The organism is Klebsiella sp. WP8-S18-ESBL-06 (assembly GCF_014169755.1).
GTDB lineage: Bacteria > Pseudomonadota > Gammaproteobacteria > Enterobacterales > Enterobacteriaceae > Kluyvera > Kluyvera ascorbata_B.
In genome coordinates, this window is the sequence record NZ_AP022258.1 from 37,996 (window position 1) to 64,265 (window position 26,270).

At 51.5% G+C, this 26,270-nt stretch carries 21 protein-coding genes and 6 pseudogenes; 17 read left to right on the plus strand and 10 right to left on the minus strand.

From position 1 onward, the window contains the following. The first annotated feature begins 163 nt into the window (after window positions 1-163). The 8 genes and pseudogenes from H7R76_RS24555 to arsC all read left to right on the plus strand — a co-directional run bounded on the left by H7R76_RS24555 (window position 164) and on the right by arsC (window position 7,298). Window positions 164-1,324, plus strand: coding sequence for an IS30-like element ISCfr4 family transposase (locus H7R76_RS24555; protein WP_000830285.1), 1,161 nt, complete (start codon window positions 164-166; stop codon window positions 1,322-1,324). Window positions 1,325-1,788: 464 nt separating this feature from the next. Next, window positions 1,789-2,142: an As(III)-sensing metalloregulatory transcriptional repressor ArsR gene (arsR, locus tag H7R76_RS24560; protein WP_001114073.1), complete on the plus strand. Its 354-nt coding sequence runs from the start codon at window positions 1,789-1,791 to the stop codon at window positions 2,140-2,142. Between the two features lie 47 nt (window positions 2,143-2,189). Then, entirely contained in the window at window positions 2,190-2,552 is a 363-nt protein-coding gene (arsD, locus tag H7R76_RS24565) for an arsenite efflux transporter metallochaperone ArsD (protein WP_000783215.1), read from the plus strand. 17 nt (window positions 2,553-2,569) lie between these two features. Beyond that, window positions 2,570-3,340, plus strand: a pseudogene (gene arsA / locus H7R76_RS24570) (arsenite efflux transporter ATPase subunit ArsA); the annotation flags it as partial. A 69-nt stretch (window positions 3,341-3,409) separates the two neighbouring features. Next, window positions 3,410-4,390, plus strand: coding sequence for an IS5-like element ISEc68 family transposase (locus tag H7R76_RS24575; RefSeq protein WP_000082736.1), 981 nt, complete (start codon window positions 3,410-3,412; stop codon window positions 4,388-4,390). Window positions 4,391-4,538: 148 nt separating this feature from the next. After that, window positions 4,539-5,522: pseudogene (gene arsA / locus H7R76_RS24580) on the plus strand (arsenite efflux transporter ATPase subunit ArsA); the annotation flags it as partial. A gap of 48 nt (window positions 5,523-5,570) precedes the next feature. Continuing rightward, on the plus strand, window positions 5,571-6,860 hold the full coding sequence (gene arsB / locus H7R76_RS24585; RefSeq protein ID WP_000922630.1) for an arsenite efflux transporter membrane subunit ArsB: 1,290 nt from the start codon (window positions 5,571-5,573) through the stop codon (window positions 6,858-6,860). A 12-nt stretch (window positions 6,861-6,872) separates the two neighbouring features. Continuing rightward, complete coding sequence (arsC, locus tag H7R76_RS24590; RefSeq protein WP_000065758.1) at window positions 6,873-7,298, plus strand: glutaredoxin-dependent arsenate reductase; 426 nt, start codon at window positions 6,873-6,875, stop codon at window positions 7,296-7,298. 30 nt (window positions 7,299-7,328) lie between these two features. Here the strand turns inward: arsC and H7R76_RS24595 are convergent, their stop codons facing one another. Beyond that, complete coding sequence (locus H7R76_RS24595; protein ID WP_004118313.1) at window positions 7,329-7,733, minus strand: ArsA-related P-loop ATPase; 405 nt, start codon at window positions 7,731-7,733, stop codon at window positions 7,329-7,331. A gap of 8 nt (window positions 7,734-7,741) precedes the next feature. Continuing rightward, window positions 7,742-8,314, minus strand: a complete 573-nt coding sequence (locus tag H7R76_RS24600; protein ID WP_001556711.1) for a recombinase family protein — start codon at window positions 8,312-8,314, stop codon at window positions 7,742-7,744. A 163-nt stretch (window positions 8,315-8,477) separates the two neighbouring features. On the opposite strand from H7R76_RS24600, the gene H7R76_RS24605 reads away from it, so the two are divergent. The 4 genes and pseudogenes from H7R76_RS24605 to H7R76_RS24615 all read left to right on the plus strand — a co-directional run. Continuing rightward, window positions 8,478-11,486, plus strand: coding sequence for a Tn3 family transposase (locus H7R76_RS24605; protein ID WP_012291341.1), 3,009 nt, complete (start codon window positions 8,478-8,480; stop codon window positions 11,484-11,486). Window positions 11,487-11,504: 18 nt separating this feature from the next. Further along, window positions 11,505-11,789: pseudogene (locus H7R76_RS24610) on the plus strand (transposase domain-containing protein); the annotation flags it as partial. 174 nt (window positions 11,790-11,963) lie between these two features. Beyond that, window positions 11,964-12,245 (plus strand): annotated as a pseudogene (locus H7R76_RS25340) (replication-associated protein RepA4); the annotation flags it as partial. 139 nt (window positions 12,246-12,384) lie between these two features. Next, a pseudogene (locus H7R76_RS24615) lies at window positions 12,385-12,468 on the plus strand (SOS response-associated peptidase); the annotation flags it as partial. A gap of 57 nt (window positions 12,469-12,525) precedes the next feature. On the opposite strand, the gene H7R76_RS24620 reads toward H7R76_RS24615, so the two are convergent. After that, window positions 12,526-13,494, minus strand: coding sequence for an IS5-like element IS903B family transposase (locus H7R76_RS24620; RefSeq protein ID WP_167493801.1), 969 nt, complete (start codon window positions 13,492-13,494; stop codon window positions 12,526-12,528). A 591-nt stretch (window positions 13,495-14,085) separates the two neighbouring features. Between H7R76_RS24620 and stbA the strand changes: the two genes are divergently transcribed. Next, entirely contained in the window at window positions 14,086-14,472 is a 387-nt protein-coding gene (stbA, locus tag H7R76_RS24625; RefSeq protein WP_001039464.1) for a plasmid stabilization protein StbA, read from the plus strand. Between the two features lie 139 nt (window positions 14,473-14,611). Here stbA and H7R76_RS24630 read toward each other — a convergent pair whose 3' ends face one another. The 4 genes and pseudogenes from H7R76_RS24630 to ltrA form a co-directional block, all read right to left on the minus strand. Next, window positions 14,612-15,580, minus strand: coding sequence for an IS5 family transposase (locus H7R76_RS24630; protein ID WP_020956880.1), 969 nt, complete (start codon window positions 15,578-15,580; stop codon window positions 14,612-14,614). A 1,106-nt stretch (window positions 15,581-16,686) separates the two neighbouring features. Beyond that, window positions 16,687-16,995 (minus strand): annotated as a pseudogene (locus tag H7R76_RS24635) (replication initiation protein); the annotation flags it as partial. Between the two features lie 9 nt (window positions 16,996-17,004). Then, window positions 17,005-17,702, minus strand: a protein-coding gene (locus H7R76_RS24640; RefSeq protein ID WP_223229472.1) for an IS1-like element IS1X3 family transposase whose coding sequence is annotated in 2 segments (ribosomal slippage) — window positions 17,005-17,453 and window positions 17,453-17,702 — 699 coding nt in all. Because the reading frame shifts where the segments join, the coding sequence is not laid out codon by codon here. A 202-nt stretch (window positions 17,703-17,904) separates the two neighbouring features. Beyond that, window positions 17,905-19,341: a group II intron reverse transcriptase/maturase gene (ltrA, locus tag H7R76_RS24645; protein WP_167493800.1), complete on the minus strand. Its 1,437-nt coding sequence runs from the start codon at window positions 19,339-19,341 to the stop codon at window positions 17,905-17,907. Between the two features lie 405 nt (window positions 19,342-19,746). On the opposite strand from ltrA, the gene umuD reads away from it, so the two are divergent. Further along, window positions 19,747-20,178, plus strand: coding sequence for a translesion error-prone DNA polymerase V autoproteolytic subunit (gene umuD, locus H7R76_RS24650; protein ID WP_000776034.1), 432 nt, complete (start codon window positions 19,747-19,749; stop codon window positions 20,176-20,178). Further along, the gene (locus H7R76_RS24655; RefSeq protein ID WP_004118291.1) at window positions 20,178-21,449 is read left to right on the plus strand and encodes a Y-family DNA polymerase; all 1,272 of its coding nucleotides are present in this window, start codon (window positions 20,178-20,180) and stop codon (window positions 21,447-21,449) included. The genes umuD and H7R76_RS24655 overlap by 1 nt, the downstream gene beginning before the upstream one ends. 81 nt (window positions 21,450-21,530) lie before the next feature. On the opposite strand, the gene H7R76_RS24660 is transcribed toward H7R76_RS24655, so the two are convergent. Beyond that, on the minus strand, window positions 21,531-22,505 hold the full coding sequence (locus H7R76_RS24660) for a ParB family protein (RefSeq protein WP_000064120.1): 975 nt from the start codon (window positions 22,503-22,505) through the stop codon (window positions 21,531-21,533). Continuing rightward, window positions 22,505-23,710 carry an AAA family ATPase gene (locus tag H7R76_RS24665; protein ID WP_000368714.1) on the minus strand — a complete coding sequence of 402 codons (1,206 nt, stop codon included), beginning with the start codon at window positions 23,708-23,710 and terminating at the stop codon, window positions 22,505-22,507. The genes H7R76_RS24660 and H7R76_RS24665 overlap by 1 nt, the downstream gene beginning before the upstream one ends. A 414-nt stretch (window positions 23,711-24,124) precedes the next feature. Here H7R76_RS24665 and H7R76_RS24670 point away from each other — a divergent pair, with 414 nt between their 5' ends. Beyond that, window positions 24,125-24,394 (plus strand): hypothetical protein, encoded by a 270-nt coding sequence (locus H7R76_RS24670; RefSeq protein ID WP_000339857.1) that lies wholly within the window; start codon window positions 24,125-24,127, stop codon window positions 24,392-24,394. Between the two features lie 356 nt (window positions 24,395-24,750). Here the strand turns inward: H7R76_RS24670 and H7R76_RS24675 are convergent, their stop codons facing one another. After that, window positions 24,751-25,617 (minus strand): replication initiation protein, encoded by an 867-nt coding sequence (locus H7R76_RS24675; protein WP_004118283.1) that lies wholly within the window; start codon window positions 25,615-25,617, stop codon window positions 24,751-24,753. Window positions 25,618-26,151: 534 nt separating this feature from the next. Between H7R76_RS24675 and H7R76_RS24680 the strand changes: the two genes are divergently transcribed. Next, entirely contained in the window at window positions 26,152-26,256 is a 105-nt protein-coding gene (locus tag H7R76_RS24680; RefSeq protein ID WP_032409716.1) for a hypothetical protein, read from the plus strand. Window positions 26,257-26,270: the final 14 nt, after the last annotated feature.

Below are 26,270 nucleotides of genomic sequence, written 5' to 3' on the forward strand. Positions count from 1 at the left end.
TTTTTGTAATTTATTAAACAGTTAGAATGAGACATGGTAAATACGATCTTCCTTTAGATAATTCTGATAGCACTTTTTCTACTGGGCAGTCTGCAATGTCCGCTTCTCGCTGTGAGTTCAATGGGTCGATGCAACGCTATCCTTAATCAAGGGGGACGTTGTCATGAAACGAAGAACTCGGATTAACTACACGCCAGAGCAGAAGGCAATTATCTGGGACAGATATAAGCAAGGTGATTCTCTACATGATATCGCCAGAATGTTCGACAGATATCATTCTTCCATTATGCCCACTATCCACCAGACAGGCGGCTACCGTCCTCCCGTGCGAAAACGGCACCGATTAGCGCTTTCGCTTGATGAAAGAGAGGAGATATCCAGAGGGCTGGTAGCAAAACTCAGCATCAGGGACATCGCCGCCAAATTATCAAGAGCGCCCTCAACGATTAGCCGCGAGGTCAGGAGGCACAGTGGTGCAAAACAATACCGAGCAGCAAAAGCCGATGCTACTGCGTGGGAAAATGCGCTGAGACCAAAACCGTGCAAGCTAATTGAAAGCCCCGCATTGTGTAAAATCATTGCAGAGAAGATGCATCAGGACTGGTCGCCGGAACAGATCGCCGGTTGGCTGAAACGTTGTTATCCGGATAATCAGGAAATGCATGTGTCACACGAAACGATTTATAAAACGCTTTTTATACAAACCCGGGGAGCATTAAAAAAAGAGCTGCAGCAATGCCTCAGAAGCGGAAGAGCAGTGCGTAGATCCAGAACGTCATCGCTTAAAGGGAAAGGATTAGGGTCAATCCCGAACACGATACCTATCAGCGAAAGGCCACCAGAGGCGGCTGACAGAGCCATTCCAGGTCACTGGGAAGGTGACTTGATTCAGGGCTCGAAAAACTCCTATATAATCACCCTCGTAGAACGTCATTCCCGTTTTGTTATGCTGGCGAAGATCAGAGACAACAAGACCATAACGGTTATATCTGCACTCATCAGACAAGCCCGGGAATTACCTGCTGAACTTTATAAAACATTAACCTGGGACCGGGGCGCTGAAATGACCAGCCACACCCGGTTTACTGTAGCCACAGATATTCAGGTTTACTTCTGCGATCCTCAATCCCCCTGGCAACGTGGCTCAAATGAAAATACGAACAGATTGCTCAGACAATATTTTCCAAAAGGAACTGACTTATCGGTTCACAGCCAGCAAAGACTTAACAGTGTTGCCAGACAGCTCAACGAAAGGCCGAGAAAAACGCTAGACTATGAATCACCCGCAGAACGGTTCAATAAGTGTGTTGCGTCCATCAGTTGAACTCACAGCTCTTAGCGGACATTAGCATAGGCTATTTACCATAACGCCGCATTACGCGTACCGCTCAGACGGCCTGAGCGCGTTTCTGACGTGTCCCCGTTAAAAACAGTAACAAACCACCCGAAAATGCACGCCAGAAACGCTACGTAAGAATCTATCCTATGACTGGATATGCACTCAACTGAATAAGGGGTCTGAGGGCCAATGGAACGAAAACGTACGCTAAGGAAATAACCAATTGTTATAATTGATATTATTCATTCTTCTCTATGAACTGAAAGCCCGCACTAAGCAATGTTTTAGCCTCAAATGACTTTTTTACCTACCCAACTAACGTAACGATCGCACATCAGGTCGTTTTTTAACCGCATAGTGACACCTGCACTCACATGCGAGAAAACACATATGATTTTGACTTCTTGTTTTGGTGGAGAGACAATACCCATTCATAGCAGGAGTACATAATGCCAGAAATTGCATCCCTACAACTTTTCAAAATACTATCTGATGAAACCCGCCTGGGTATCGTGCTACTGCTCAGGGAGATGGGGGAGCTGTGCGTATGCGATCTCTGCACAGCGCTGGAACAATCACAACCCAAGACCTCCCGCCATCTGGCGATGCTTCGGGAAAGTGGCCTGTTGCTGGATCGCAAGCAGGGGAAATGGGTTCATTATCGCTTATCCCCGCATATTCCTTCCTGGGCTGCCCTGGTGATTGAGCAGGCCTGGTTAAGTCAACAGGACGACGTACAGGCCATCGCCCGTAAGCTGGCATCGGCCAACTGCTCTGGCAGCGGTAAGGCTGTTTGTATCTAAAAATTTTGCCTGTACATATATGTTTTTACGAATATGAGGTGTTAAAGATGAAAATGTTAACGGTGTTTGATCCGGCAATGTGCTGCAGTACCGGCGTTTGTGGTTCAGATGTCGATCAGGTTTTGGTCAATTTTTCTGCTGATGTGCAATGGCTGAAAGGGCGTGGGGTTCAGATCGAACGTTATAACCTGGCGCAGCAGCCTATGAGCTTCGTTGAGAACGAAAAAGCGAAAGCATTCCTTGAGGCTTCTGGAGCTGAAGGGCTTCCGCTGCTGTTGCTTGATGGTGAAACGGTGATGGCCGGGCGATACCCAAAACGCGCTGAACTGGCTCGCTGGTTTGGTATACCGCTGGAAAAGGTGGGTTTAGCTTCCACCAGTTGCTGTGGTGGTAAAACTTCCTGTTGTTGAGTATGTCAGGAGGACATATGAAATTCTTAGAGAATATCCCGTCTTACCTGTTTTTCACCGGTAAGGGAGGTGTAGGCAAAACTTCGATTTCCTGCGCAACGGCTATACGTCTGGCTGAACTGGGAAAGCGTGTTCTGCTTGTCAGTACCGACCCGGCTTCCAATGTCGGTCAGGTATTCGATCAGACTATCGGTAACACTATCCAGCCCGTGACTGCTGTGTCTGGTCTTTCGGCTCTGGAGATTGACCCGCAGGACGCCGCCCAGCAATACCGCGCCAGAATCGTTGACCCTATTAAAGGTCTTTTGCCTGATGACGTTGTTAACAGCATCAGTGAACAGCTTTCAGGAGCTTGTACGACAGAGATCGCTGCATTCGACGAGTTTACTGGCTTACTGACTGACGCTTCTCTGCTGACCCGCTTTGATCACATCATTTTTGATACTGCCCCAACTGGCCACACTATTCGCCTTCTTCAGCTTCCCGGAGCCTGGAGCAGCTTCATCGAAAGTAACCCGGATGGTGCTTCCTGTCTTGGTCCAATGGCTGGGCTGGAAAAACAACGCGAGCAATATGCTCATGCGGTTGAGGCATTATCCGATCCTGAACGAACTCGCCTTGTGCTGGTCGCGCGATTGCAAAAATCAACACTGCAGGAAGTCGCTCGTACTCATGACGAATTATCAGCTATTGGCCTTAAAAATCAGTATTTAGTCATTAACGGTGTCCTGCCTGCGAGCGAAGCAGAACGTGATGCACTGGCCGCTGCAATATGGCAACGGGAGCAAGGGAAGGTGCGAATAAGTCCGAGATGTGAGATCATCGTGTTGTAACCTGAACCCAGAATGAGTAACCGGATGAGCCAGCAACTGACTTTTGCCGACAGTGAGTTTTCCAGTAAACGCCGCCAGACCCGCAAAGAAGTTTTCCTTGGCAGAATGGATGACTTGCTTCCCTGGGACAAATTACTTGGCGTTATCGAGCCTGTGTATCCCAAGGCCGGTAATGGTCGCAGGCCCTATCCGCTGGAAACCATGCTGCGTATTCACTGCATGCAGCAATGGTACAACCTGAGCGATGAGGCCATGGAAGATGCCCTCTATGAAATCGCCTCCATGCGCCAATTTGCTCGCCTGTCACTGGATAAAGCCATTCCAGACCGCACTACCATCATGAATTTCCGGCATTTGCTGGAGCAGCATGAACTGGCCCGCAAAATCTTCAGTACCGTTAATCACTGGCTAGCAGAGTGTGGCGTTCTAATGACCCAGGGCACCTTGGTGGATGCCACCATCATTCAAGCCCCCAGCTCTACCAAAAACAAACACAACAGCCGTGATGAAGACATGCACCAGACCAAGAAAGGTAACCAGTGGTACTTCGGCATGAAAGCGCACATTGGCGTGGACGCCAAAAGTGGCCTGACCCACAGTCTGGTGACCACGGCGGCTAACGAGCACGACCTCAATCAGGTTGGCAAGTTACTGCATGGCGATGAAGAATTTATCTCAGCCGATGCTGGTTATCAGGGGGCCGAAAAGCGCGATGAGCTCAGCGATGTCAGCGCAGACTGGCTTATCGCCAAGCGTCCCGGCAAAGTGAATGCATTGAAGCAACACCCGCGCAAGAACAAGCTGGCCATCCGTTACGAATACCTGAAAGCGAGTATCCGAGCGAAGGTTGAGCATCCATTTCGGATAGTAAAATGTCAGTTTGGTTTCGTCAAAGCCAGGTACAAGGGGCTGGCTAAAAATGACAGTCAACTGGCGATGTTATTCACCCTGGCGAACCTGGTTCGAGTTGACCAATTGATACGGGCACAGGCGAGATCTACCTGAAATGAGGAAATTGGCCTGAAACAGGGCCAAAATCAGCCACGAAGAGACGATTTTGGGCTGAAAATTGGAAAATTGAGCCACAGGACGTCGATAAAGGACGGTTTGGGGCGTCATATCGGGAGCTGCGGACCACTTAATCGCAACTTCCCAAGAGGCGCTGGCAAATCTTCCTGCCGGGTTATCTGATTTGCCGACAGACAACTTATACCTGCAGCCGCTGAACATGGTTGGTGTATCCGCATTGAAAGGCCTGCTCAACGAACACGCTGAGATAACATCGCTTCCTGAACAAAGCCCACAGAACAAGCCAGAGAATATGTCGTTGTCTGTCCTGGTTGATGATATCGCCCGCAGTGAACACGGTTTGATTATGCTGATGGGCAAAGGTGGTGTGGGCAAAACCACAATGGCTGCGGCTATCGCCGTCAGTCTGGCGGATAAGGGTTTTGATGTGCATCTCACCACCTCAGATCCTGCTGCACATCTCAGTACAACGCTCAATGGCAGCCTCAAAAATCTGCAGGTCAGCCGAATCAACCCTCACGATGAAACTGAACGCTATCGTCAGCATGTTCTTGAGACGAAAGGCAGGGATCTGGATGAGGCTGGGAAACGGCTGCTCGAAGAGGATTTACGTTCTCCTTGCACAGAAGAGATTGCGGTGTTCCAGGCGTTTTCACGCGTAATTCGTGAAGCTGGCAAACGGTTTGTGGTCATGGATACGGCACCTACCGGGCATACGCTATTACTGCTTGATGCTACCGGGGCTTATCACCGTGAGATTGCCAGGAAGATGGGGGATAAAGGTCATTTTACCACTCCGATGATGCAGCTTCAGGACCAGGAACGTACCAAAGTTTTGCTGGTCACTCTGCCTGAAACCACACCTGTACTGGAAGCGGCAAACCTGCAGTCCGATCTTGAACGTGCGGGGATTCATCCCTGGGGCTGGATTATCAATAACAGCCTTTCGATTGCACAGACGCAATCGCCGCTGCTTTGCCAGCGCGCCCTACAAGAGCGTCCTCAAATCGAGGTTGTGAAAAACCAGCATGCAAGCCGCATAGCGTTAGTACCGGTAATGGCTGCAGAGCCCACTGGCATCGAGAAACTCAGAGAGCTGGTTGTTTAATTTTTTTTGTATATACAGGGCGGCAAAGCCGTCCTGTCTGGAGGATTTATGTTACTGGCAGGCGCTATTTTTGTCCTGACCATCGTTTTGGTTATCTGGCAACCGAAGGGATTAGGGATCGGCTGGAGTGCGACGCTGGGCGCGGTACTGGCGCTGATCTCTGGCGTAGTCCATTTTGGTGATATCCCTGTAGTGTGGAATATTGTCTGGAATGCGACGGCGACCTTTATTGCCGTGATTATTATCAGCCTTCTGCTCGATGAATCGGGCTTTTTCGAATGGGCGGCGCTGCACGTTTCACGTTGGGGTAACGGTCGCGGGCGTTTGCTGTTTACCTATATCGTTTTGCTCGGCGCAGCGGTGGCGGCACTGTTTGCCAACGATGGTGCGGCATTGATTCTGACGCCAATTGTTATCGCCATGCTGCTTGCATTAGGTTTCAGCAAAGGCACTACGCTGGCATTTGTCATGGCCGCCGGGTTTATTGCCGATACGGCCAGTCTGCCGCTTATCGTGTCCAACCTGGTTAACATCGTTTCTGCAGACTTCTTTGGGCTGGGTTTCACTGAGTATGCGTCGGTAATGGTGCCGGTGGATATCGCAGCCATTATCGCCACGCTGGTGATGCTGCATCTGTTCTTCCGCAAAGATATTCCGCCAACTTACGACCTGGCTCTCCTGAAAGCACCGGCAAAAGCGATTAAAGATCTGGCAACCTTCAGAACCGGCTGGATAGTGTTGATCCTTCTTCTGGTTGGCTTTTTCGTCCTTGAGCCGTTGGGTATCCCGGTCAGTGCGATTGCTGCTGTAGGGGCTGTCATTCTGTTTGCGGTGGCGAAGCGAGGCCATGCCATTAACACTGGCAAAGTGCTTCGCGGTGCGCCATGGCAGATCGTCATATTCTCTCTGGGAATGTATCTGGTGGTCTATGGTCTGCGTAATGCCGGACTAACAGAATACCTCTCCGGTGTGTTGAACGTGCTGGCAGATAAAGGACTTTGGGCCGCGACGTTTGGTACTGGCTTCCTGACGGCTTTCCTCTCTTCCATCATGAACAATATGCCTACCGTGCTGGTTGGTGCTCTCTCTATTGATGGCAGCACTGCAACAGGCGTTATCAAAGAGGCGATGATTTTTGCCAACGTGATTGGCTGCGATCTTGGACCGAAAATTACACCTATTGGTAGCCTGGCAACGTTGCTCTGGCTGCATGTCCTTTCACAGAAGAACATGACCATCACATGGGGATACTATTTCCGCACCGGGATCGTCATGACTCTGCCTGTGCTGTTTGTAACGCTGGCCGCGCTGGCGCTACGTCTCTCTTTCACTTTGTAATGAGATACTGATATGAGCAACATCACCATTTATCACAACCCAGCCTGCGGCACGTCGCGTAATACGCTGGAGATGATCCGCAACAGCGGTATCGAGCCGACCGTTATTCTTTACCTTGAGACTCCACCTTCACGCGATGAGCTGCTCAAACTCATTGCGGATATGGGCATTTCCGTCCGGGCTTTGCTGCGTAAGAACGTCGAGCCGTATGAGGAACTGGGTCTTGCAGAAGATAAATTTACTGACGACCAGCTCATCGACTTTATGCTACAGCATCCGATTCTGATCAACCGTCCGATCGTAGTGACGCCACTGGGAACTAAACTTTGCCGTCCTTCAGAGGTTGTTCTCGATATCCTTCCAGATGCCCAGAAAGCGGCTTTCACCAAGGAAGACGGTGAAAAAGTCGTTGATGATTCAGGTAAAAGACTGAAATAAAGACGAAGGGGGCATTTGCCCCCTTCATTATTACTTCGCCATTTCTTCCAGCAGGTCAATACCAACCGGCTCTTCGCTCTGTAGCGCTGTTAATGCAATACGCTTTGCATACTGCTCTTCCACATCAGAGATGAGAGGCAGCTCGCGGTTCGCCCTGATCTTCAGGAAAGGCGAAGACGGTTGAGCAGCTGCCAGGCTGTTATTAACGACCCATGCCCACGGCTCGATGCCAGCTCGGCGTAGATCCTGCTGCAGGTTAGCGGCTTCCAGTACAGGTGTCGTTTCGGCAAGCGTCACGATAATCACCTTCGTCTTCTCCGGGTCTGCTGCTTTTTCGCTATCACCTGTCTTCGATGTCAGAAAGCGAGAGAATTCGGCTTCATGCTGTCGCCAGAACACACTCATGCAATTGTTGAATGCCTTTACATCACTCATGTTCGTCCTCAAATTTTGCTCAGATTAACCCGGCTCTCATCTTCCAGAATTTTATAAACAGTGGAACGGGCAATACTGAGCCGGCGGGCAATATCTGTTGCACCAGTTCCCTGCTGATGAAGTGCCAGTACACTATTTCTGTCGATGATGCGCTTTCGGCCAAACCGGATACCTTTCAGCCTGGCCTCCTGCCGTCCTTCGTTCGTACGCTCCAGAATCCTCCTGCGTTCGGCCTGGGCTACAGCTGAAAGAATGGTCACAACCATTTTCCCCATTTCACCGTCGGTGCTGATCCCGTCGTCTATGAATCGGACCGCGACTCCCTGAGCGTCGAATTCTTTTATCAGTTGGATCATATCGGCAGTGTCGCGGCCAAGCCGGTCGAGTTTCTTCACCAGGATGACGTCACCTTCCTCCACCTTCATTCGCAGCAGATCCAGTCCTTTCCTGTCGGTAGAACTGCCGGATGCTTTGTCGGTAAATATGCGACTGGCTTTCACCCCCGCCTCTTTAAGCCCCTTGATCTGAATATCGAGGGACTGCTGGCTTGTTGATACCCGTGCGTAACCAAAAAGTCGCATAAAAATGTATCCTAAATCAAATATCGGACAGTGGGTGTCTGTTATAACAAAAAATCGATTTAATAGACACCTAGACAACACCATTTTAGTGTGTCCGAGAATTTATAATATTTCGGACGGTTGCGAAATTGTTAATTCATGACCATCAGGCAGGGAGGCCGGTATGCCCGTCGATTTTCTGACCACTGAGCAGGAACTGAATTATGGTCGCTATGTTGCAGAACCCAATGACGTGCAGCTGGCGCGCTATTTTCATCTTGATGAGCGGGATCTTGCCTTCATTAACCAGCGGCGGGGAAGGCATAACCGGCTGGGAATTGCGCTTCAGCTCACCACCGCCCGTTTTCTGGGCACCTTTCTGACAGACTTAACCCGGGTTCTGCCAGGTGTTCAGCAATTTGTCGCGGTGCAGCTTAATATTCGCCGTCCGGAAGTCCTTACCCGCTACGCAGAACGGGTTACCACCCTCAGAGAGCATACTGCGCTGATTAAGGAATATTACGGTTACCATGAATTTGGCGATTTCCCCTGGTCTTTCCGCCTGAAGCGCCTGCTGTACACCCGCGCATGGCTCAGTAATGAGCGACCCGGCCTTATGTTTGATTTTGCCACCGCGTGGCTGCTTCAGAATAAGGTCCTGCTGCCCGGAGCAACCACACTTGTACGTCTCGTCAGTGAAATACGCGAACGGGCAAATCAGCGGCTGTGGAAGAAACTGGCCGCGTTGCCGGACAGCTGGCAGACCGCCCGCGTGACGGAGCTTCTGGACATTCCTGAGGGGCAGCGTACTTCACCGCTGGAGCAACTGAAAAAGGGACCGGTCACCGTCAGCGGCCCGGCATTTACCGAAGCGCTGGAGCGGTATATCCGGCTGCGAAACCTGGAATTTTCCCGACTGAATTTTACCGGTCTGCCTGCTATACAACTGCGTAATTTGGCCCGTTACGCAGGCATGGCGTCGGTAAAATATATCGCGCGAATGCCACAGCAGAGAAAACTGGCCGTACTCACAGCATTCGTTAAAGCGCAGGAGACTGCGGCGCTGGATGAGGCCGTTGATGTGCTCGATATGCTGATACTGGATATCACTCGTGCGGCGAAGAAAACGGGGCAGAAAAAACGGCTCAGGACGCTTAAAGATCTTGATCGTGCTGCGCTAATATTGGCGCGGGCATGTTCATTGTTGCTGGATGAACAGGCTGACGATGCTGAACTGAGGGAGACCATATTCAACAGCATACCGAAAAGCAGGCTGGCAGAATCCGTCAGCAAGGTAAATGAGCTGGCCCGGCCTCAGAACAACAATTTCCATGACGAAATGGTGGAGCAGTACGGGCGGGTAAAGCGCTTTCTTCCGGCGGTATTGCGCGACCTGCATTTCCAGGCAGCGCCAGCCGGAGAACATACGTTGTCCGCCATTCATTATCTGACCGAACTGAACGGCTCGAAAAAGCGCATCCTGGACAATGCGCCTGAACATATTATTACCGGCCCCTGGAAACGCCTGGTATACGATGCGGAGGGCCGGATACAGCGTGCCGGTTACTCGCTTTGTCTGCTGGAGCGCCTTCAGGATGCACTACGTCGAAGGGACATCTGGCTCGAAAACAGCGATCGCTGGGGAAATCCCCGCGAGAAGCTGTTGCAGGGGGAAGAATGGCAGGCTCAGCGGGTCCCCGTTTGCCGGGCGCTGGGACATCCCACTGATGGACATAAAGGCGTGCAACAGTTGGCGGTCCAGCTAGATGAAACCTGGAAAACCGTCGCATCCCGCTTTGAAGGAAATGCGGAGGTTCATATTTGCCATGACGGTAAACATCCTTCCCTGACTATCAGCAGCCTGGAGAAACTGGAGGAGCCACCATCGTTGCATCGTCTCAACAGTCGGGTAAGGCTGCTACTCCCGCCAGTAGATTTGACGGAACTGTTGCTTGAAATAGATGCCAGAACGGGATTTACACGTGAGTTTACGCATGTCAGTGAATCCGGGGCCCGGGCACAGGATCTGCACATCAGCCTGTGCGCGGTCCTGATGGCAGAGGCCTGCAATATCGGGCTGGAACCGCTGATAAAGCACAATATACCGGCGCTGACGCGCCACCGGCTTAGCTGGGTAAAACAGAATTACCTCCGGGCAGAAACGCTGGTCAGCGCCAATGCCCGCCTGGTTGATTTTCAGTCCACACTGGAGCTTGCTGGCCGCTGGGGTGGTGGCGAAGTGGCTTCAGCTGATGGCATGCGCTTTGTCACGCCGGTGAAAACCGTCAATTCAGGACCTAACAGAAAATATTTTGGTTCCGGACGTGGCATCACCTGGTACAACTTCGTCTCTGATCAGTACTCTGGATTCCACGGCATCGTTGTCCCCGGCACATTACGAGATTCCATTTTTGTGCTGGAAGGCCTTCTGGAGCAGCAGACAGGGCTGAATCCGGTTGAGATCATGACAGACACAGCCGGTACCAGCGACATTATTTTTGGCCTCTTCTGGCTGCTGGGATACCAGTTTTCCCCCCGGCTTGCCGATGCCGGTGAAGCGGTATTCTGGCGAGTGGATAAATCGGCAAATTACGGTGCACTGGACGAACTGGCACGTGGTTGTGCCGATCTGTCGAAAGCCGAGGATCAGTGGGATGAGATGATGCGAACCGCCGGTTCGCTGAAACTGGGCACCATTCATGCTTCAGAACTCATTCGCTCTTTGCTGAAAAGCTCGCGCCCATCAGGGCTGGCACAGGCGATCATGGAAGTGGGGCGCGTCAACAAGACGCTGTACCTTCTTAATTATATTGATGATGAGGATTATCGTCGGCGGATCCTGACGCAGCTAAACCGGGGGGAAGGCCGCCATGCTGTGGCGAGGGCGATCTGCTACGGGCAGCGCGGTGAGATCAGAAAGCGCTATCGTGAAGGTCAGGAAGATCAGCTGGGGGCACTGGGCCTGGTCACTAACGCAGTGGTACTGTGGAACACACTTTATATGCAGGAAGCCCTGAGCTGGATACGCAGTAATGGAGAAGAAATCGGGGTTGAAGATATCGCCCGGTTGTCCCCACTGATGCACGGGCATATCAATATGCTGGGGCATTATACGTTTACGCTACCGGAGGATATTTTGAAGGGGGAACTAAGAGAACTAAATTTCAATTTAAACAATGAATTAACTTCTTAGCGTACGTTTTCGTTCCATTGGCCCTCAAACCCCTACTACTGCCGTGACGGTCTGGCGGAACCCGACAATAACGCCGCGGAGCGGGCGCTTCGCGCCGTCTGCCTGGGAAAGAAAAACTACATCTTCTTCGGGAGCGATCATGGTGGCGAACGTGGTGCACTGCTGTACGGACTGATCGGAACGTGCCGTCTGAACGGTATCGATCCAGAAGCGTATCTGCGCCACATCCTGAGCGTTCTGCCTGAGTGGCCTTCCAACAGGGTTGGTGAACTTCTGCCGTGGAACGTGGCTATACCTGCCTGACCAGTGTCAATACGGCGTCCGGTTAACGCTTACTGATTTCACCCAGACGGTGCAGGAATACCGCGCGCGCTAGAGAGAGCTCCCATCGCTGCGCGACGGGCCCCGGCCGGAGAACCAAGTTAGTTACAGCATTCAAATGAAAATTCATCATAAAACCGGCGCCGGTTTGCCGGCCAGGAGCCCCTCCCCACCACTGAAAAGCGCCGCCGCCCCCGGCCGAAGGCCGGGAGTAGTGTCGCTTTTAATGATGGGTGTTGTAACTACTCTTCGTCATCTCTGTGAGTAGTGTCGCGGTAAGTTCTGGGATACACGCTCGTAAGCGGCCCTAACGGCCCGCTAACGCGGAGATACGCCCCGACTGCGGCTGTCGCCTTGCCGGGACCACTCCGACCGCGTACAGAGGCATCTGAGCCGTTTTTAGCGGGTATAGCTTTGCAGGGAAGGGGGTGGGTGAGGCAGAACCTGTCAAAACAGCAGCCGGCTGCGCCGGGCGACGGCGCCATTTACCCGCAGTACTCCATTCAACTTCAGCTGGCGCCTCCATGCCGCTGACGCGGCATTATCTATACTTTAAGTCTGGCCACTGGAGGTAACCATATGCGGACGTTTTTCTCAGTCTATGACGCGGGAAGAGTATCTTTCTCTCCTCGCCAATGAAGCCGATCGAAATATTGCCTACGGGCTTTGTTGAATAAATCAGATTTCGGGTAAGTCTCCCCCGTAGCGGGTTGTGTTTTCAGGCAATACGCACGCTTTCAGGCATACCTGCTTTCGTCATTTTGTTCAGCGCTCGTACCAGGGCCATAGCCTCCGCAACCTGACCATCGTAGTCACGCAGCGTCAGTGAACCCCCGAACAGCTGTTTTACCCGGTACATCGCCGTTTCCGCTATCGAGCGACGGTTGTAATCTGTTGTCCATTTCCACCGCGCATTACTCCCGGTCATTCGCTGATTAGCCACTGCACGGTTACGGTCTGCATATTCACCGGGCCAGTAACCCGCGCCTTTTCGGGGTGGGATAAGCGCGCTGATTTTTTTGCGGCGCAGTTCATCGTGACAGAGCCGGGTATCGTAAGCCCCGTCTGCCGCGGCTGCCCTGATTTTTCTGTGAGTCTGCCGGATAAGACCCGGGAAGGCTTCTGAGTCCGTCACATTGTTCAGCGACAGGTCTGCACAGATGATTTCATGTGTGTTGCTGTCAACTGCCAGATGCAGCTTACGCCAGATACGGCGGCGTTCCTGACCATGCTTTTTGACTTTCCACTCGCCTTCACCGAAGACCTTCAGCCCGGTGGAATCAATTACCAGGTGTGCGATTTCACCCCGGGTGGGCGTTTTGAAACTGATATTAACCGACTTTGCCCGCCTGCTGACACAGCTGTAATCCGGGCAGCGTAGCGGAACGTTCATCAGAGAAAAAATGGAATCAATAAAGCCCTGCGCAGCGCGCAGGGTCAGCCTGAATACGCGTTTAATGACCAGCACAGTCGTGATGGCAAGGTCAGAATAGCGCTGAGGTCTGCCTCGTGAAGAAGGTGTTGCTGACTCATACCAGGCCTGAATAGCTTCATCATCCAGCCAGAAAGTTATGGAGCCACGGTTGATGAGGGCTTTATTGTAGGTGGGCCAGTTGGTTATTTTGAACTTTTGCTTTGCCACGGAACGGTCTGCGTTGTCGGGAAGATGCGTGATCTGATCCTTCAACTCAGCAAAAGTTCGATTTATTCAACAAAGCCCATTCAGTCCTCAATTTGTGCATTTTTTAAACGAAAAAAGGGTGTCTAATACGGTGAAATCATAGTATTACCAAAGTAATAAATAAAAAGTTATTTAAATCAGTAATTTAGATTTGATTTGTAATACCTGGGTAATACCGCAGCATGGCTAAATTTTGTTTTTTTTCTTTTAAATCAGTGCGATAGCGTGATTTATCACGCTGCGTTAGGTGTATAGCAGGTTAAGGGATAAAAAATCATCTTTTTTTGGTAGGGCGATCTCCGTAGGTTAAGGGGCATTTGGCTAAAAAGCGTCCTATTCTTTGATGGTCATGCTTGCATGACCATCTGAGCAACCAAAAACTACAGATAAACTACAGATAAACTACAAAAAACGTTTTGCCTTAGTGTTGTAAGACTACAAATAGACTACAATAAAACTACAAATAAACTACAAATAAACTACAAAAAACGTGACAGACTACAAATAGACTACAATAAAACTACAGATAAACTACAAAACTCGATTGACCCCTTCTTACGAGTGTTGTAGAGTCATTTTCATACAACGGAGGGGGTTATGAATAAACCAGCAGATCTGAAACCCCGCAACTTATCGGCTGCTGTCAGATTGCGCCTAAATGAAATCGAGAACTGGCTGGACAGAGGGCTAACGCGGCATGAAATTGCTGAAATCCTCGACAGCGAATACAGCTTTTCGGTAACAGCCAAAGGGCTTGAGATGGCACTGTATAGAACGCGGCAAAACCGAAAAAATGTATTGCACAATACGCATGATAAGAGTAGCGCGAAGGGTGCAGCGGAAAGTGTATTGCACAATACACAACCGTCTGAGCCTGAAGTGCAGGAAAGTAAAAAAGCAGAGAGTCCCGGCATTATTGATAAAGAATTCTTCAAGAAAATCGGTGAGAATTTCGACCCTAAGAAGTTCAACAAAAAATTCTGAGGTGATTTATGAAAGTAGCGGTAATTAATTACAGTGGCAGTGTTCGTAAAACCTTAATTTCATCTTACCTGTTAGCCCCGCGCGGCTTTGTTGAATAAATCAGATTTCGGGTAAGTCTCCCCCGTAGCGGGTTGTGTTTTCAGGCAATACGCACGCTTTCAGGCATACCTGCTTTCGTCATTTTGTTCAGCGCTCGTACCAGGGCCATAGCCTCTGCAACCTGACCATCGTAGTCACGCAGTGTCAGTGAACCTCCGAACAGCTGTTTTACCCGGTACATCGCCGTTTCCGCTATCGAGCGACGGTTGTAATCTGTTGTCCATTTCCACCGCGCATTACTCCCGGTCAGCCGCTGATTCGCAACAGCACGGTTACGGTCTGCATATTCACCGGGCCAGTAACCCGCGCCTTTTCGGGGCGGGATAAGCGCGCTGATTTTCTTACGCCGCAGTTCATCGTGACAGAGTTGGGTGTCGTAAGCGCCGTCTGCCGATGCTGCCCTGATTTTTCTGTGAGTCTGCCGGATAAGACCCGGGAAGGCTTCTGAGTCCGTCACATTGTTCAGCGACAGGTTTGCACAGATGATTTCATGTGTGTTGCTGTCAACTGCCAGATGCAACTTTCGCCATATACGACGGCGTTCCTGGCCATGCTTTTTGACTTTCCATTCGCCTTCACCAAAGACCTTCAGCCCGGTGGAATCAATCACCAGATGCGCGATTTCACCCCGGGTGAACGTTTTGAAACTGACATTAACCGACTTTGCGCGCTTGCTGACACTGGTGTAATCCGGGCAGCGCAACGGAACATTCATCAGTGTAAAAATGGAATCAATAAAACCCTGTGCAGCCCGCAGGGTCAACCTGAACACGCGTTTAATGACCAGAACGGTGGTGATGGCGAGATCAGAATAGCGCTGAGGTCTTCCCCGTGATGAAGGCGTTGCCGACTCATACCAGGCCTGAATAGCTTCATCATCCAGCCAGAAAGTTATGGAGCCACGGTTGATGAGGGCTTTATTGTAGGTGGGCCAGTTGGTTATTTTGAACTTTTGCTTTGCCACGGAACGGTCTGCGTTGTCGGGAAGATGCGTGATCTGATCCTTCAACTCAGCAAAAGTTCGATTTATTCAACAAAGCCGTCTGTGTTGTAAAATGGCGCCGAAAGCCCGGCGTAGCCGGTTGCCGGGCTATAAATTCTGCCACCCTACCCCCTGCCCTGATTAGCCTTAACTCGCGAACAGCAATGAAGAAGTCAAAGTAATCCCTTTTAACCCCGGTGAGCGGGCTTTACGGCGTTTACGACGTAAAGGGCGTGATTTCCGGGGCCTAAGCGGCGGCAGCTTGCTGCTGACGCTTAGGGGGATGTTCATCAACTATTTCAGCGACACCAGGGAACTTAACACGGTAGCTGCAAAGCCCTAATCCCGCTCACCGCCACGCAGCTGCCGTACGTCCCCCACGGGGGTGCGCAGTGCTGCGCGCGGGAACGGCGGCCCGTCTGCGGGACGCGGCGCCGTACTGCGCGTTAGCGGCCGCACGCGGCCGGTTACGGGGGACACTCCGCCATACGACCAGCGACCCGCTGAGCTGCACAATCCACAGATAACACAAGCTACATACATGTCGATATGGGAATCGGCCCACCTTGCCGGGCGCCGGTGCCGTGTGGAAATCCGCCCACCTTGCCGCGCGCCGGTGCCGTGTGGGAATCCGCCCACCTTGCCGCGCGCCGGTGCCGTGTGGGAATCCGCCCACCTTGCCGGGCGCCGGTGCTGTGTGGAAATCCGCCCACCTTGCCGCGCGCCGGTGCCGTGTGGGAATCCGCCCACCTTGCCGGGCGCCGGTGCTGTGTGGAAATCCGCCCACCTTACCGGGCGCCGGTGCTGTGTGGAAATCCGCCCACCTTGCCGGGCGCCGGTGCCGTGTGGGAATCCGCCCACCTTACCGGGCGCCGGTGCCGTGTGGGAATCCGCCCACCTTACCGGGCGCCGGTGCCGTGTGGGAATCCGCCCATCTTGCCGGGCGCCGGTGCCGTGTGGGAATCCGCCCACCTTACCGGGCGCCGGTGCCGTGTGGGAATCCGCCCACCTTGCCGGGCGCCGGTGCCGTGTGGGAATCCGCCCACCTTACCGGGCGCCGGTGCTGTGTGGAAATCCGCCCATCTTCATGACAAAAATTTGTCAAATGACAGGCTCATGTGTGCTGATTTATGTCAGACGGGATTTTGCTTATCAATTATTGAGAACAGAAATTTTCCTGAATCATCAATACTATACTTAGCAAGTAAAGGTGTTTTCTCATTTATCTGCTTGAGTGCAGGATCAAGGAAAGATCGTTTCAACTCTGCCAAGTTCTTCTGCTGGGATTCCGGTAAGACGAAACGGTCATTTAACCAAGCATGAGTAGTAACCCATAAGCCTGAAGATTTGAATTGAGCAAGACTTTCATAAAGGCGGATCGTCCGGGGATTTCGAAGACTGCCACAATCGCGGAGCGAGTAGGTGGTGAACTGGTTGGTAATGACTCCAACTTACTGATAGTGTTTTATGTTCAGATAATGCCCGATGACTTTGTCATGCAGCGCCACCGATTTTGAGAACGACAGTGACTTCCTGCCCAGCCTTGCCAGATGCTGCCTCAGATTCTGGTTATGCCGCTCAATTCGCTGCGTATATCGCTTGCTGATAACGTGCAGTTCTCCCTTCAGGCGGGATTCATACAGCGGCCAGCCATCCGTCATCCATACCACGACCTCAAAGGCCGACAGCAGGCCCGGAAGACGCTCCAGCGTGGCCAGAGTACGCTCACCAAAGACGCGTGCCACCACCGTCCTGCACATCCTGCCATAGGCGTAAAATAACCAGCGCTGACGTGATTTAGCCCCGACGTAGCCCCACTGTTCGTCCATTTCCGCGCAGACAATGACGTCACTGCCCGGTTGTATGCGTGAGGTTACCGACTGCGGTCTGAGTTTTTTAAGTGACGTAAAATCGTGTTGAGGCCAACGCCCATAATGCGGGCGGTTGCCCGGCATCCAACGCCATTCATGGCCATATCAATGATTTTCTGGTGCGTACCGGGCTGAGAGGCGGTGTAAGTGAACTGTAGCTGCCATGTTTTACGGCAGTGAGAGCAGAGATAGCGCTGATGTCCGGCAGTACTTTTACCGTTACGCACCACGCCTTCAGTAGCTGAGCAGGAGGGACAACTGATGGAGATGGAAGCCACTGGAGCACCTCAAAGACACCATCGTACACTAAATCAGTAAGTTGGCACCATTATCCGGCAGGCGATCTGGATTATCGTCACGCTGTTAAATATGTCGCGGTAGGGATACCCGTTACCGGATACCCCCCGCACAGATCCCGGCGTGCGCGATTTACGCACCGGGCTCCTGCCTCGGGTGTCTGGCGGTGAACCGCTCCACAGGCTATGGATGAAGAACCCGAACCCTTGGTAGCCATGCGGCTGCCAGTTTGTTTGCTTTCGTCCAGGTCGTATCATCCTTCTGGCTCCTGCGCCTGAGCGCCCGGCGCCAGAGGTTTGTTACGTGTGTCCTGAACTTCTGCATGGTGGGGAAGTTGCCCGGTACCGAGTGATAGTTCAGGTATCCCTGAACCACTCTCCTGAGCCATTTTCCCTGTTCGGGGATTGAGTAATGCCAGCGCCTTCGCAGACCGTCTTTGATGGCTTTCAGAGTTGCCGTCATCCGATCCCGGCGGGTCTTTCGTATCAGCATGAACCTGCCGTTGCGATCTTTCCCGCTGATGTGCGTGAACCCGAGGAAGTTGAACGTTTCTGGTTTGCCTTTTCCCCTGATGGCACGGTTTTCGGCAGCGAAGCGGCCGAACTCCATCAGACGGGTTTTCTCCGGGTGAACCGTGAGTCCGAACTCCCTCAGTCTGCGCTGCATGGCTATACGGAAGCGCCGGGCATCGTATCGTTTGTCGAACCCGATGACGATGTCATCGGCGTATCTGACCATTACCACATTGCCTGTGGCATAGCGACGTCGCCACTGATGCGCCCACAGATCGAAGACGTAGTGGAGGTATATGTTTGCCAGCAGCGGTGAGATGACCGCACCCTGTGGGGTGCCTTCCTCCGTTGCTCGCCATTGACCCTCCTCCGACGTCCCGGCTGTGAGCCACTTACGTATGAGCCTGATTACCCTCCGGTCGCCGATCCGATGCTCTGTGAACCTGATCAGCCATTCGTGGCTCACCCTGTCGAAGAACTGACTGATGTCGGCATCCAGTACCCAGTTTACGTTAGTGCGTACCAGCCCTGTGGCCAGTGCGTCCAGTGCATCGTGCTGGCTTCGCCCGGGTCTGAACCCGTATGAGAACCCCATAAAGTCGTTTTCATAGACTGCGTTCAGGATTTTCACCAGCGCATACTGGACGATCTTGTCCTCCAGCGAGGCGATGCCGAGCGGGCGTTGTTTTCCATCCGCTTTTGGGATGTAGTGACGCCTGCCGGGCTGCGCCCTGTAGCTGCCCTGATGTAGCCTCCGGTGCAGATCTGTTATGTTGTTCTTCATGTTTCCGGCGTAGTCCATCCACCTGATGCCATCCACTCCGGCGGCCGCTTTCCTGCTCAGGGAGAGGAATGCGGCTTCCAGTGCTTCGACTGTCAGCAGGTGGAACAATGCTGTAAACCGTTCTTTCTTCCGCTGCTTCGCAGCTTCCCGCACGCGTGACAGCCTCTGTGACATGCTTTCCCGGCTCTGTGTCCGGCGCATGTGTGGCTGTTCCGCGTTCCCCTTGGCCCCGCTCCTTCGCTCCACTGACTCCGCTCCTTTCGGGTTGTTCGCCTGCTTCGCCGCTACTATGAGCGAGTCCGACTTCTCCTCTCCGTACATCACCGGCTATGACTCCTCGTCTTCCCGGTGCGGGCCGTCTCCGACACTGGCAGATGGTCAGAGGGGAGATCTCCCGGTTCCCGCGTAGAGATCGTATTGACATGCCAGGGTCTCAGACCCCGCCGGGTCCATGTGGCACTCGCAGTATCGCACCCTATGATGTTGCCTTCCGTTAACAGTACAACGTCGGCACCCGGTAATTTAATATACATTTCGTGGCTCAATGGCTGGCCTGTCAACACCCCTGTCAACGCTTCGCCCCATACCTCGCGGTATGCAACGCATGACTCGGGGACCTTGTGGATTGCTGGTCCTTCAATGGTCGGGGACTTTCACCCCTTGATCTCTACCGGTCTCCCGGCAAACACTGTATGTATAACCAGTAAAATTAGAGTGTCAGGAGGAAAGATGAAACTACAACTTTTCAGCACCGGGAAAGAACTCCCGCCACAGGCCCATCCATTGTTTGCCGATCTGGCCAGCTGCGGTTTTCCCAGCCCTGCTGCTGACTATGTCGAGTCCGATCTGGATCTCCATGATTACTGCATACGGCATCCGAGCGCGACGTACTACCTGCGTGCCAGCGGAGACAGCATGGCCGACGGCAGTCTGTACAATGGCGATCTGCTGGTTGTGGACAGTGCTGAAAAGCCGCGGCACGGCGATATCGTTGTCGCCAGCATGCAGGGGGAGTTTACGGTGAAACGGCTTCTGCTGACGCCGCGACTGACGCTGCAGCCCATGAATGCCTCCTGGTCGCCGATTTATCCTGATCCCGACGAGCTGGATATCTTTGGCGTCGTCACGCATATCATCCACCGCCCGAGGGAGATGTACTGATGTTTGCCCTGGCCGATGTGAACAGCTTCTATGCCAGCTGTGAACGTGTTTTCCGCCCGGATTTGAAAGGAAAGCCGATAGTCGTCCTGAGCAACAACGACGGGAATGTAATCGCTCGCAGTGCCGAGGCGAAGCCCTGGATCAAAATGGGAACTCCGTGGTTTCAGATAAAAAACGAAAGATACCCGGAAAAAATATATGCGTTTTCAAGTAATTATGAACTTTACGCCTCGATATCGGCGCGCGTGATGAACTGCCTGGAGGAACTGGCCCCCAGGGTGGAACAGTATTCAATTGATGAGATGTTCCTCGACCTGACCGGCGTGGAGCACTGTATGGGGCTTGAGGACTTCGCCCGGCAGCTGCGTCAGCAGGTGTATGACTGTACCCGCCTGACCATTGGCGTGGGCGCCGGACCAACGAAAACCCTCGCAAAATCAGCCCAGTGGGCCTCAAAAGAGTGGAAACAGTTTCATGGCGTACTCGCTCTGACCAGGGGAAATCCGCAAAGGACGCGGAAACTGCTTTCACTGCAGCCGGTTGAAGAAATCTGGGGGGTGGGTAACCGTATTGCACGCAAGCTAAATGTGCTGGGCATAAAAACCGCGCTCGATCTGGCTCTGACGAACCCGGCCTTCATCCGCAAAAATTTTTCTGTCGTCCTTGAGCGAACGGTACGGGAACTGAACGGGGAAAGCTGCCTTTCGCTTGAGGAAGCCCCTCCGACGAAACAGCAAATTGTCTGCAGCCGCAGTTTTGGCGTGAAGATCACGGAGTACGAGTCACTCCGTCAGGCTATCTGTCAGCACGCAGAGCGGGCCTCTGAAAAACTGCGTAAAGAGCACCAGTATTGCCGGCATATTTCCGTTTTCATCAAAACGTCTCCGTTCGCCATTAAAGAGCCTTACTACGGCAACGTGGCTACGGAAAAACTTCTTACACCCACTCAGGACACCAGGGACATCATTGCAGCCGCTACAACGGCTCTGGAGCGTATCTGGAGGGATGGGCACCGGTATGCCAAAGCCGGAGTTATGCTGAATGACTTCACCGGCTCCGGAGTTTCGCAGCTGCAACTGTTCGACGAACGCCCGCCACGCCCTCACAGTGCTGAGCTGATGAGGGTTCTGGACGGGATCAACAACTCAGGGCTGGGTAAAGTATGGTTTGCGGGGCGGGGTATGGCCCCGGAATGGCAGATGAAACGGGAGATGCTTTCTCCTGCTTATACGACACGATGGTCAGATATTCCTGCAGCGAAACTGGCGTGAAACTATGGCGATTTCACCGTGAAATTCTCAACCTAAACTGCCTAATTACAATAAGTTAGATGTGAAATCGCCATGGCGAAATTATTGACTCAAATTTCTGTCAAGGACTTCGTTGATAGCCTTGTCCAGTTCATCCTGAATCACTTTTGACATACGGCTAAACTCATAAGTCAGCGTGCGCCCTTTCACACGCTTACGCGCGAACTTGTCCTTTTCTTCAAAAGACCAGAGTGGGGAAACCACTGACTTTTCCTTGGGAGATGGATCTATCAATGCCTGAGATGCCTGAGAAATCAGCTTCAGAATACTGGCTTTCTGTTCGTCTTCTGGTCGCTCGCCATCACTCAAAATTGCATCGAGCTGAGCTGATACAGACTGAATGAGTTCTTCAGGCGTTAATCCCTTTTCACCGAGTTTTTCATTAACTTCTAAAAGAAGTTTATAATCACTAAACGATAGCTCCGACTGAACCGGGAACAGAGAAATTAAGTCTTGCGGTACGGCCGCCGCCTGCAGCGCCCTGGTAACTTTAGCCTGAGATAATCCCTCCAGTTCAGCAATTTCCTTTTGATTAAATCCGGACTCTTTAAGAGCGATCAATCTCAGACCAATCTCCCGAAGATTATGTTCTTTAGCTGTCTGGATATCTTTAGCCAGTTGGCGAGCTTCATCAGCTGATAAATGTTCTTCGGTAACCATTACATCAAGGCCTGTACGGACAAAAATTGCTGAGGCTCGCCGTCTTGAACCATCCAGTATCTCAATCCTTTCACTTTGCTTAATACCAATACAGGGAAAGAACTGCTGAAACTTAATCGTCTGGATAATGGATTTCAGAGACTCCCTGGTCAGTGCAAGTTGATCTCTTCCATTGTTTTCCTGGTTTACGAAGGTCTTACTTTCAACTTCAGATGCAGGCACCCGAACAAACCTGAACGTTACCTTCCTGCCGGTTTTTAAGGTAAATACCTGACTTCTACCGGTGTCAGCCATTTCGAGCATTGACGCCTGAGTATTTAACTGTCTGCCGATGGTTTTTCTTTTCTCATTCGACATCACATACCTCCGTTAGTACGAATGAACTCGATGCGATCAAAGACTGCCTTCGCAAAGTCTTCCGCTGCTGATTTTGCGCTTTTTAGTGCCTCTGTACTTCCATCATAGGTTGCTGGATTTGCTGAAATAACTGTGTCAAAAGTCTCCCCACAACGTTCGAAACCATCCAGTCTTGGCAGAACCATGTCTAGCATATCGGCACCGAAAACCTCTTTGGCCTGACTATGGCAAATTTTGTGATCAGACTTGTTCAGGATCTTGGACATGAAGCCGACATTACCGATGAGATTGCAGGTGTGCCCATCCATTTCGATGGAATCTATGAGGGCAGGGAGGCTGGCCACAAACTTCAGGGAAGAATGAAAATCAACCGTCGCCGGTGGAAGAGGGGTCAACATCAGGTCTGCCGCCCCAATGCAGTTTTTCAGGAACGCATCAAGGTGAGGACCACTATCAAGGAAAATAAAGTCGTAGTCATGCTGGAGCTTGTCGATAATGTTCTCTTTAAGCACCGCATGAATATTTTTCCCTGGCAGATGTTCTTCACACAATCCCTTCCAGCCTTCAGCAAGGAATGCATCGTCAATGGAAGCGGGGATTACATCAACACCAGGGATAATAGACGGTACTATAAAATCGGAAAGTAATTCTTCACGAGACACGTTCTGGAGCATGGCCTGAGCAGCCGTATTTTCAACCAAGCCCACTGAATTCTCATGGCTCAGGAACATTGTCAGAGATGCCTGCGGATCGAAATCGATGGCCAGAATACGCAGGTCTTCGAACAGAAGCTGAGGATGAGCTCGAAAAGCATGTGATAATGAAGCGGTAGAAACTGTCTTGGAACCACCACCTTTAAGATTACATACAAAAATCGTAAAGGCTTTATCGAAGCGATCCCTGTACTTCGGTACTTTACGATGGTTATACAGATCGATGACATTCTGAATCGTCATCGCGTATTTCATCGTATTACCAGAAGGTTTCTTTTTAAAAATGTAGCCACCGGCTTCCATTTCGGACACAGCATACTCAACACTGCCTTTACTGAGCTTAGGCAGCTTATACAGAGCGGCTTTGCTGTATTCCTGATAGAACTCGGTAAGCTTCAATTCCTCTTTTTGCTGTCGGATACTTTCGCTCAAAGATGTCAGAAGCTTACCTGCACGTGTAGCGACTTTCCGTAACTGCTCAATATTGTCCATTTATCACCTCATGACGTTTTTTGTCATTTTGAACAAAAAGTGTCATGTTGCAAGAAAAAAATCATATTGTTTTGATTTCGCTCTCAACAGAAGGGGGATGAAGCTCGACGGGCGTGCTACTAAATCACACTGCAGCAACACGCAGGCGCACTTTTGACCATCAACAGCAACTCATACAAAAGGGCTTTGAGAAAGGTATTCAACTTGCAAGACAGGAGAGTCATTCAGAAGGATTCTGATTTTAGTTACGACCAGTGCAATGCTGAGCCTTATGTATCAGCGCTCGCCGCAGCCATGTAACCGAGCGTAGCGAGCGAACTGGCGAGGAAGCGAAGAGGAACCGTTCCGGCAGATAGCTCTTACGCTCAGCACAAGAAGAGTTTTCCATCCTCTGTGGGAAACAGGTCAACTTTAATGGACGCTCCGGACTATGGGAAACAGGTCAACTTCGCGGACGGCCCGGACTATGGGAAACAGGTCAACTTCACGGGCGGCCGGGAGTGTGGGGAACAGGTCAACTTCGCGGACGGCCCGGATTATGGGAAACAGGTCAACTTCGCGGGCGGCCGGGACTGTGGGAAACAGGTCAACTTTGCAGACGGCCCGGACTGTGGGAAACAGGTCAACTTCGCGGGCGGCCGGGAGTGTGGGGAACAGGTCAACTTCGCGGACGGCCCGGACTAAGGGAAACAGGTCAGCTTCTCGGACGGCCCGGACTATGGGAAACAGGTCAACTTCTCGGACGGTCGGGAGTGTGGGAAACAGGTCAACTCCGCGTACGGCCCGGACTGTGGGAAACAGGTCAACTTTGCAGACGACCGGGACTGTGGGAAACAGGTCAACTTTGCAGACGACCGGGACTGTGGGAAACAGGTCAACTCCGCAGACGGCCCGGACTGTGGGAAACAGGTCAACTACGCAGACAGCCGCGATTGCGGGAAACAGGTCAAGTTAGGCAAGCACTATGGGAAACACAGCAAGTTCAGTATCCCCCCATATGTCAGCAACAAACTAAGGGGGGAGGAAATAAAAATTACAGACTATTGTTTTTTATCAAGAAAATTAAACAGCAAGCGACCATCTTCTTCAGTGGTATATGTTACCTTTAATGGCGTCTTCTCATTAATTTTCTTCAGAGCAGGTTCCAGGAAGGTACGCTTCATTTCAGCAATATTGTTTTTCTGCGAGGCAGGGAGCATAAACCTTTCACATAACCAGTCATGTGTGGTGATCCAGACACCAGTGCTCCGGAACTGACACAGGCTTTCATAAAGCCGGATGACACGAACACTATTAAGCTGGCCACAGTCATAGAGAGAATAGGTAGTGAACTGGGAGGTTAAGCCGACCAGGAATGGCATGACCTTGTAGTTAAATTCAATCTGCCAGGAACCCCGGCCTCGCTTCATTCCTGCTTCAGCCAGCCACGGACGTTTAACTTCTTCAAACTCACCTTCTTTTGGATAAAAGGTAACCGTTGATTCGCCCAGAGCATTTACCCCAGCCTTCACATCACGACTGGCGACAGACGTAGCGACATTGAAGTATTTGACGTAATCGGAAACGCTGATTTTGAAGAGCGGCAATACGTCAGAGTCATCTTCCTGGCTGTCATTAAAATAGGCCTGCATGAGGCATAACCACAGCACACGTTTTGCCTGAAGAGGCAGGTAATATGCAGCTTCGGTCAATTCGTTAGATTGCTTTATACTGGCGCGTTTTTTAAACGTTTTAGTAGCTGGCAAGAGTGCTTGAGTATCCATTTCAATGCCTATGGGTAAATTTTTACCCACCCATAATGACAGTGAAAACAGAAATTGCAAGCTATCGCGATACTTATCCACCGGAAAAATCTGCACTTTATCCACAAGTGGATAATTGAGAACTGAACTTGACCTCTTTCCCATAGCTTGTTGATGCGTATCCCATAGCTTGTTGACACAAAACCCACTGATACGTGATTAATTTCCCATATTATGTTTACCAGTTGCCCATACAGGCCCCCTCTCAGGCCGCACTGTACGCGGCTTTCAGGCTCCCTAAAAGATGTAAAATAAAGAAAAAGAATAAAAAAGTACTTTATAAAAATATGCCCGTGGATAAGTGGATAACCCCGAGGGGAGGTGATTTTTCAGGCATTGAGCGTAAGCAGAATTTATAAGTTTTGTTCCCTGGTGCTTCCTCGCTCACTCGGGGCTTCGCCCTGTCGCTCGACTGCGGCGAGCACTGCTGGCTCGATCATATCCGTGGCCGGAAGATACTACTCCTCCCCCGAGTCGCTCTCCAGAGCCGGCTACAGCGAGACAACCCGCACGAAGATTTCTATCGTCCCGGCAGACATATTCGAATCGTTTTTATTAACCCTGGCTTCCGTCGTGACAGAACACTACGTCCTGTAAAAGGGGGACTAAGGCCCCTGAATCACACACCTGAAATTAATAATGCGGAGTTTTACGATAATGTCATTGCTGGAAACTTTCCTGACCGCTTCTCAGGGGGCAACAATCCTGTTCCTTGCCATGCTGATCTACTGGCAAAAGCGATAAATCCAAGCGGGCTG

What these genes read in the sequence shown, in the direction of transcription:
- arsB (WP_000922630.1), top strand. Translation starts at nt 5,571, where the DNA reads ATGTTACTGGCAGGCGCTATTTTTGTCCTGACCATCGTTTTGGTTATC.
- H7R76_RS24675 (WP_004118283.1), bottom strand. Translation starts at nt 25,617, where the DNA reads ATGGGAAAGAGGTCAAGTTCAGTTCTCAATTATCCACTTGTGGATAAA.
- H7R76_RS24655 (WP_004118291.1), top strand. Translation starts at nt 20,178, where the DNA reads ATGTTTGCCCTGGCCGATGTGAACAGCTTCTATGCCAGCTGTGAACGT.
- H7R76_RS24595 (WP_004118313.1), bottom strand. Translation starts at nt 7,733, where the DNA reads ATGAGTGATGTAAAGGCATTCAACAATTGCATGAGTGTGTTCTGGCGA.
- stbA (WP_001039464.1), top strand. Translation starts at nt 14,086, where the DNA reads ATGAATAAACCAGCAGATCTGAAACCCCGCAACTTATCGGCTGCTGTC.
- arsC (WP_000065758.1), top strand. Translation starts at nt 6,873, where the DNA reads ATGAGCAACATCACCATTTATCACAACCCAGCCTGCGGCACGTCGCGT.
- arsR (WP_001114073.1), top strand. Translation starts at nt 1,789, where the DNA reads ATGCCAGAAATTGCATCCCTACAACTTTTCAAAATACTATCTGATGAA.
- umuD (WP_000776034.1), top strand. Translation starts at nt 19,747, where the DNA reads ATGAAACTACAACTTTTCAGCACCGGGAAAGAACTCCCGCCACAGGCC.
- H7R76_RS24670 (WP_000339857.1), top strand. Translation starts at nt 24,125, where the DNA reads ATGGACGCTCCGGACTATGGGAAACAGGTCAACTTCGCGGACGGCCCG.
- H7R76_RS24665 (WP_000368714.1), bottom strand. Translation starts at nt 23,710, where the DNA reads ATGGACAATATTGAGCAGTTACGGAAAGTCGCTACACGTGCAGGTAAG.
- H7R76_RS24555 (WP_000830285.1), top strand. Translation starts at nt 164, where the DNA reads ATGAAACGAAGAACTCGGATTAACTACACGCCAGAGCAGAAGGCAATT.
- H7R76_RS24660 (WP_000064120.1), bottom strand. Translation starts at nt 22,505, where the DNA reads ATGTCGAATGAGAAAAGAAAAACCATCGGCAGACAGTTAAATACTCAG.
- H7R76_RS24600 (WP_001556711.1), bottom strand. Translation starts at nt 8,314, where the DNA reads ATGCGACTTTTTGGTTACGCACGGGTATCAACAAGCCAGCAGTCCCTC.
- H7R76_RS24575 (WP_000082736.1), top strand. Translation starts at nt 3,410, where the DNA reads ATGAGCCAGCAACTGACTTTTGCCGACAGTGAGTTTTCCAGTAAACGC.
- H7R76_RS24605 (WP_012291341.1), top strand. Translation starts at nt 8,478, where the DNA reads ATGCCCGTCGATTTTCTGACCACTGAGCAGGAACTGAATTATGGTCGC.
- H7R76_RS24680 (WP_032409716.1), top strand. Translation starts at nt 26,152, where the DNA reads ATGCGGAGTTTTACGATAATGTCATTGCTGGAAACTTTCCTGACCGCT.
- arsD (WP_000783215.1), top strand. Translation starts at nt 2,190, where the DNA reads ATGAAAATGTTAACGGTGTTTGATCCGGCAATGTGCTGCAGTACCGGC.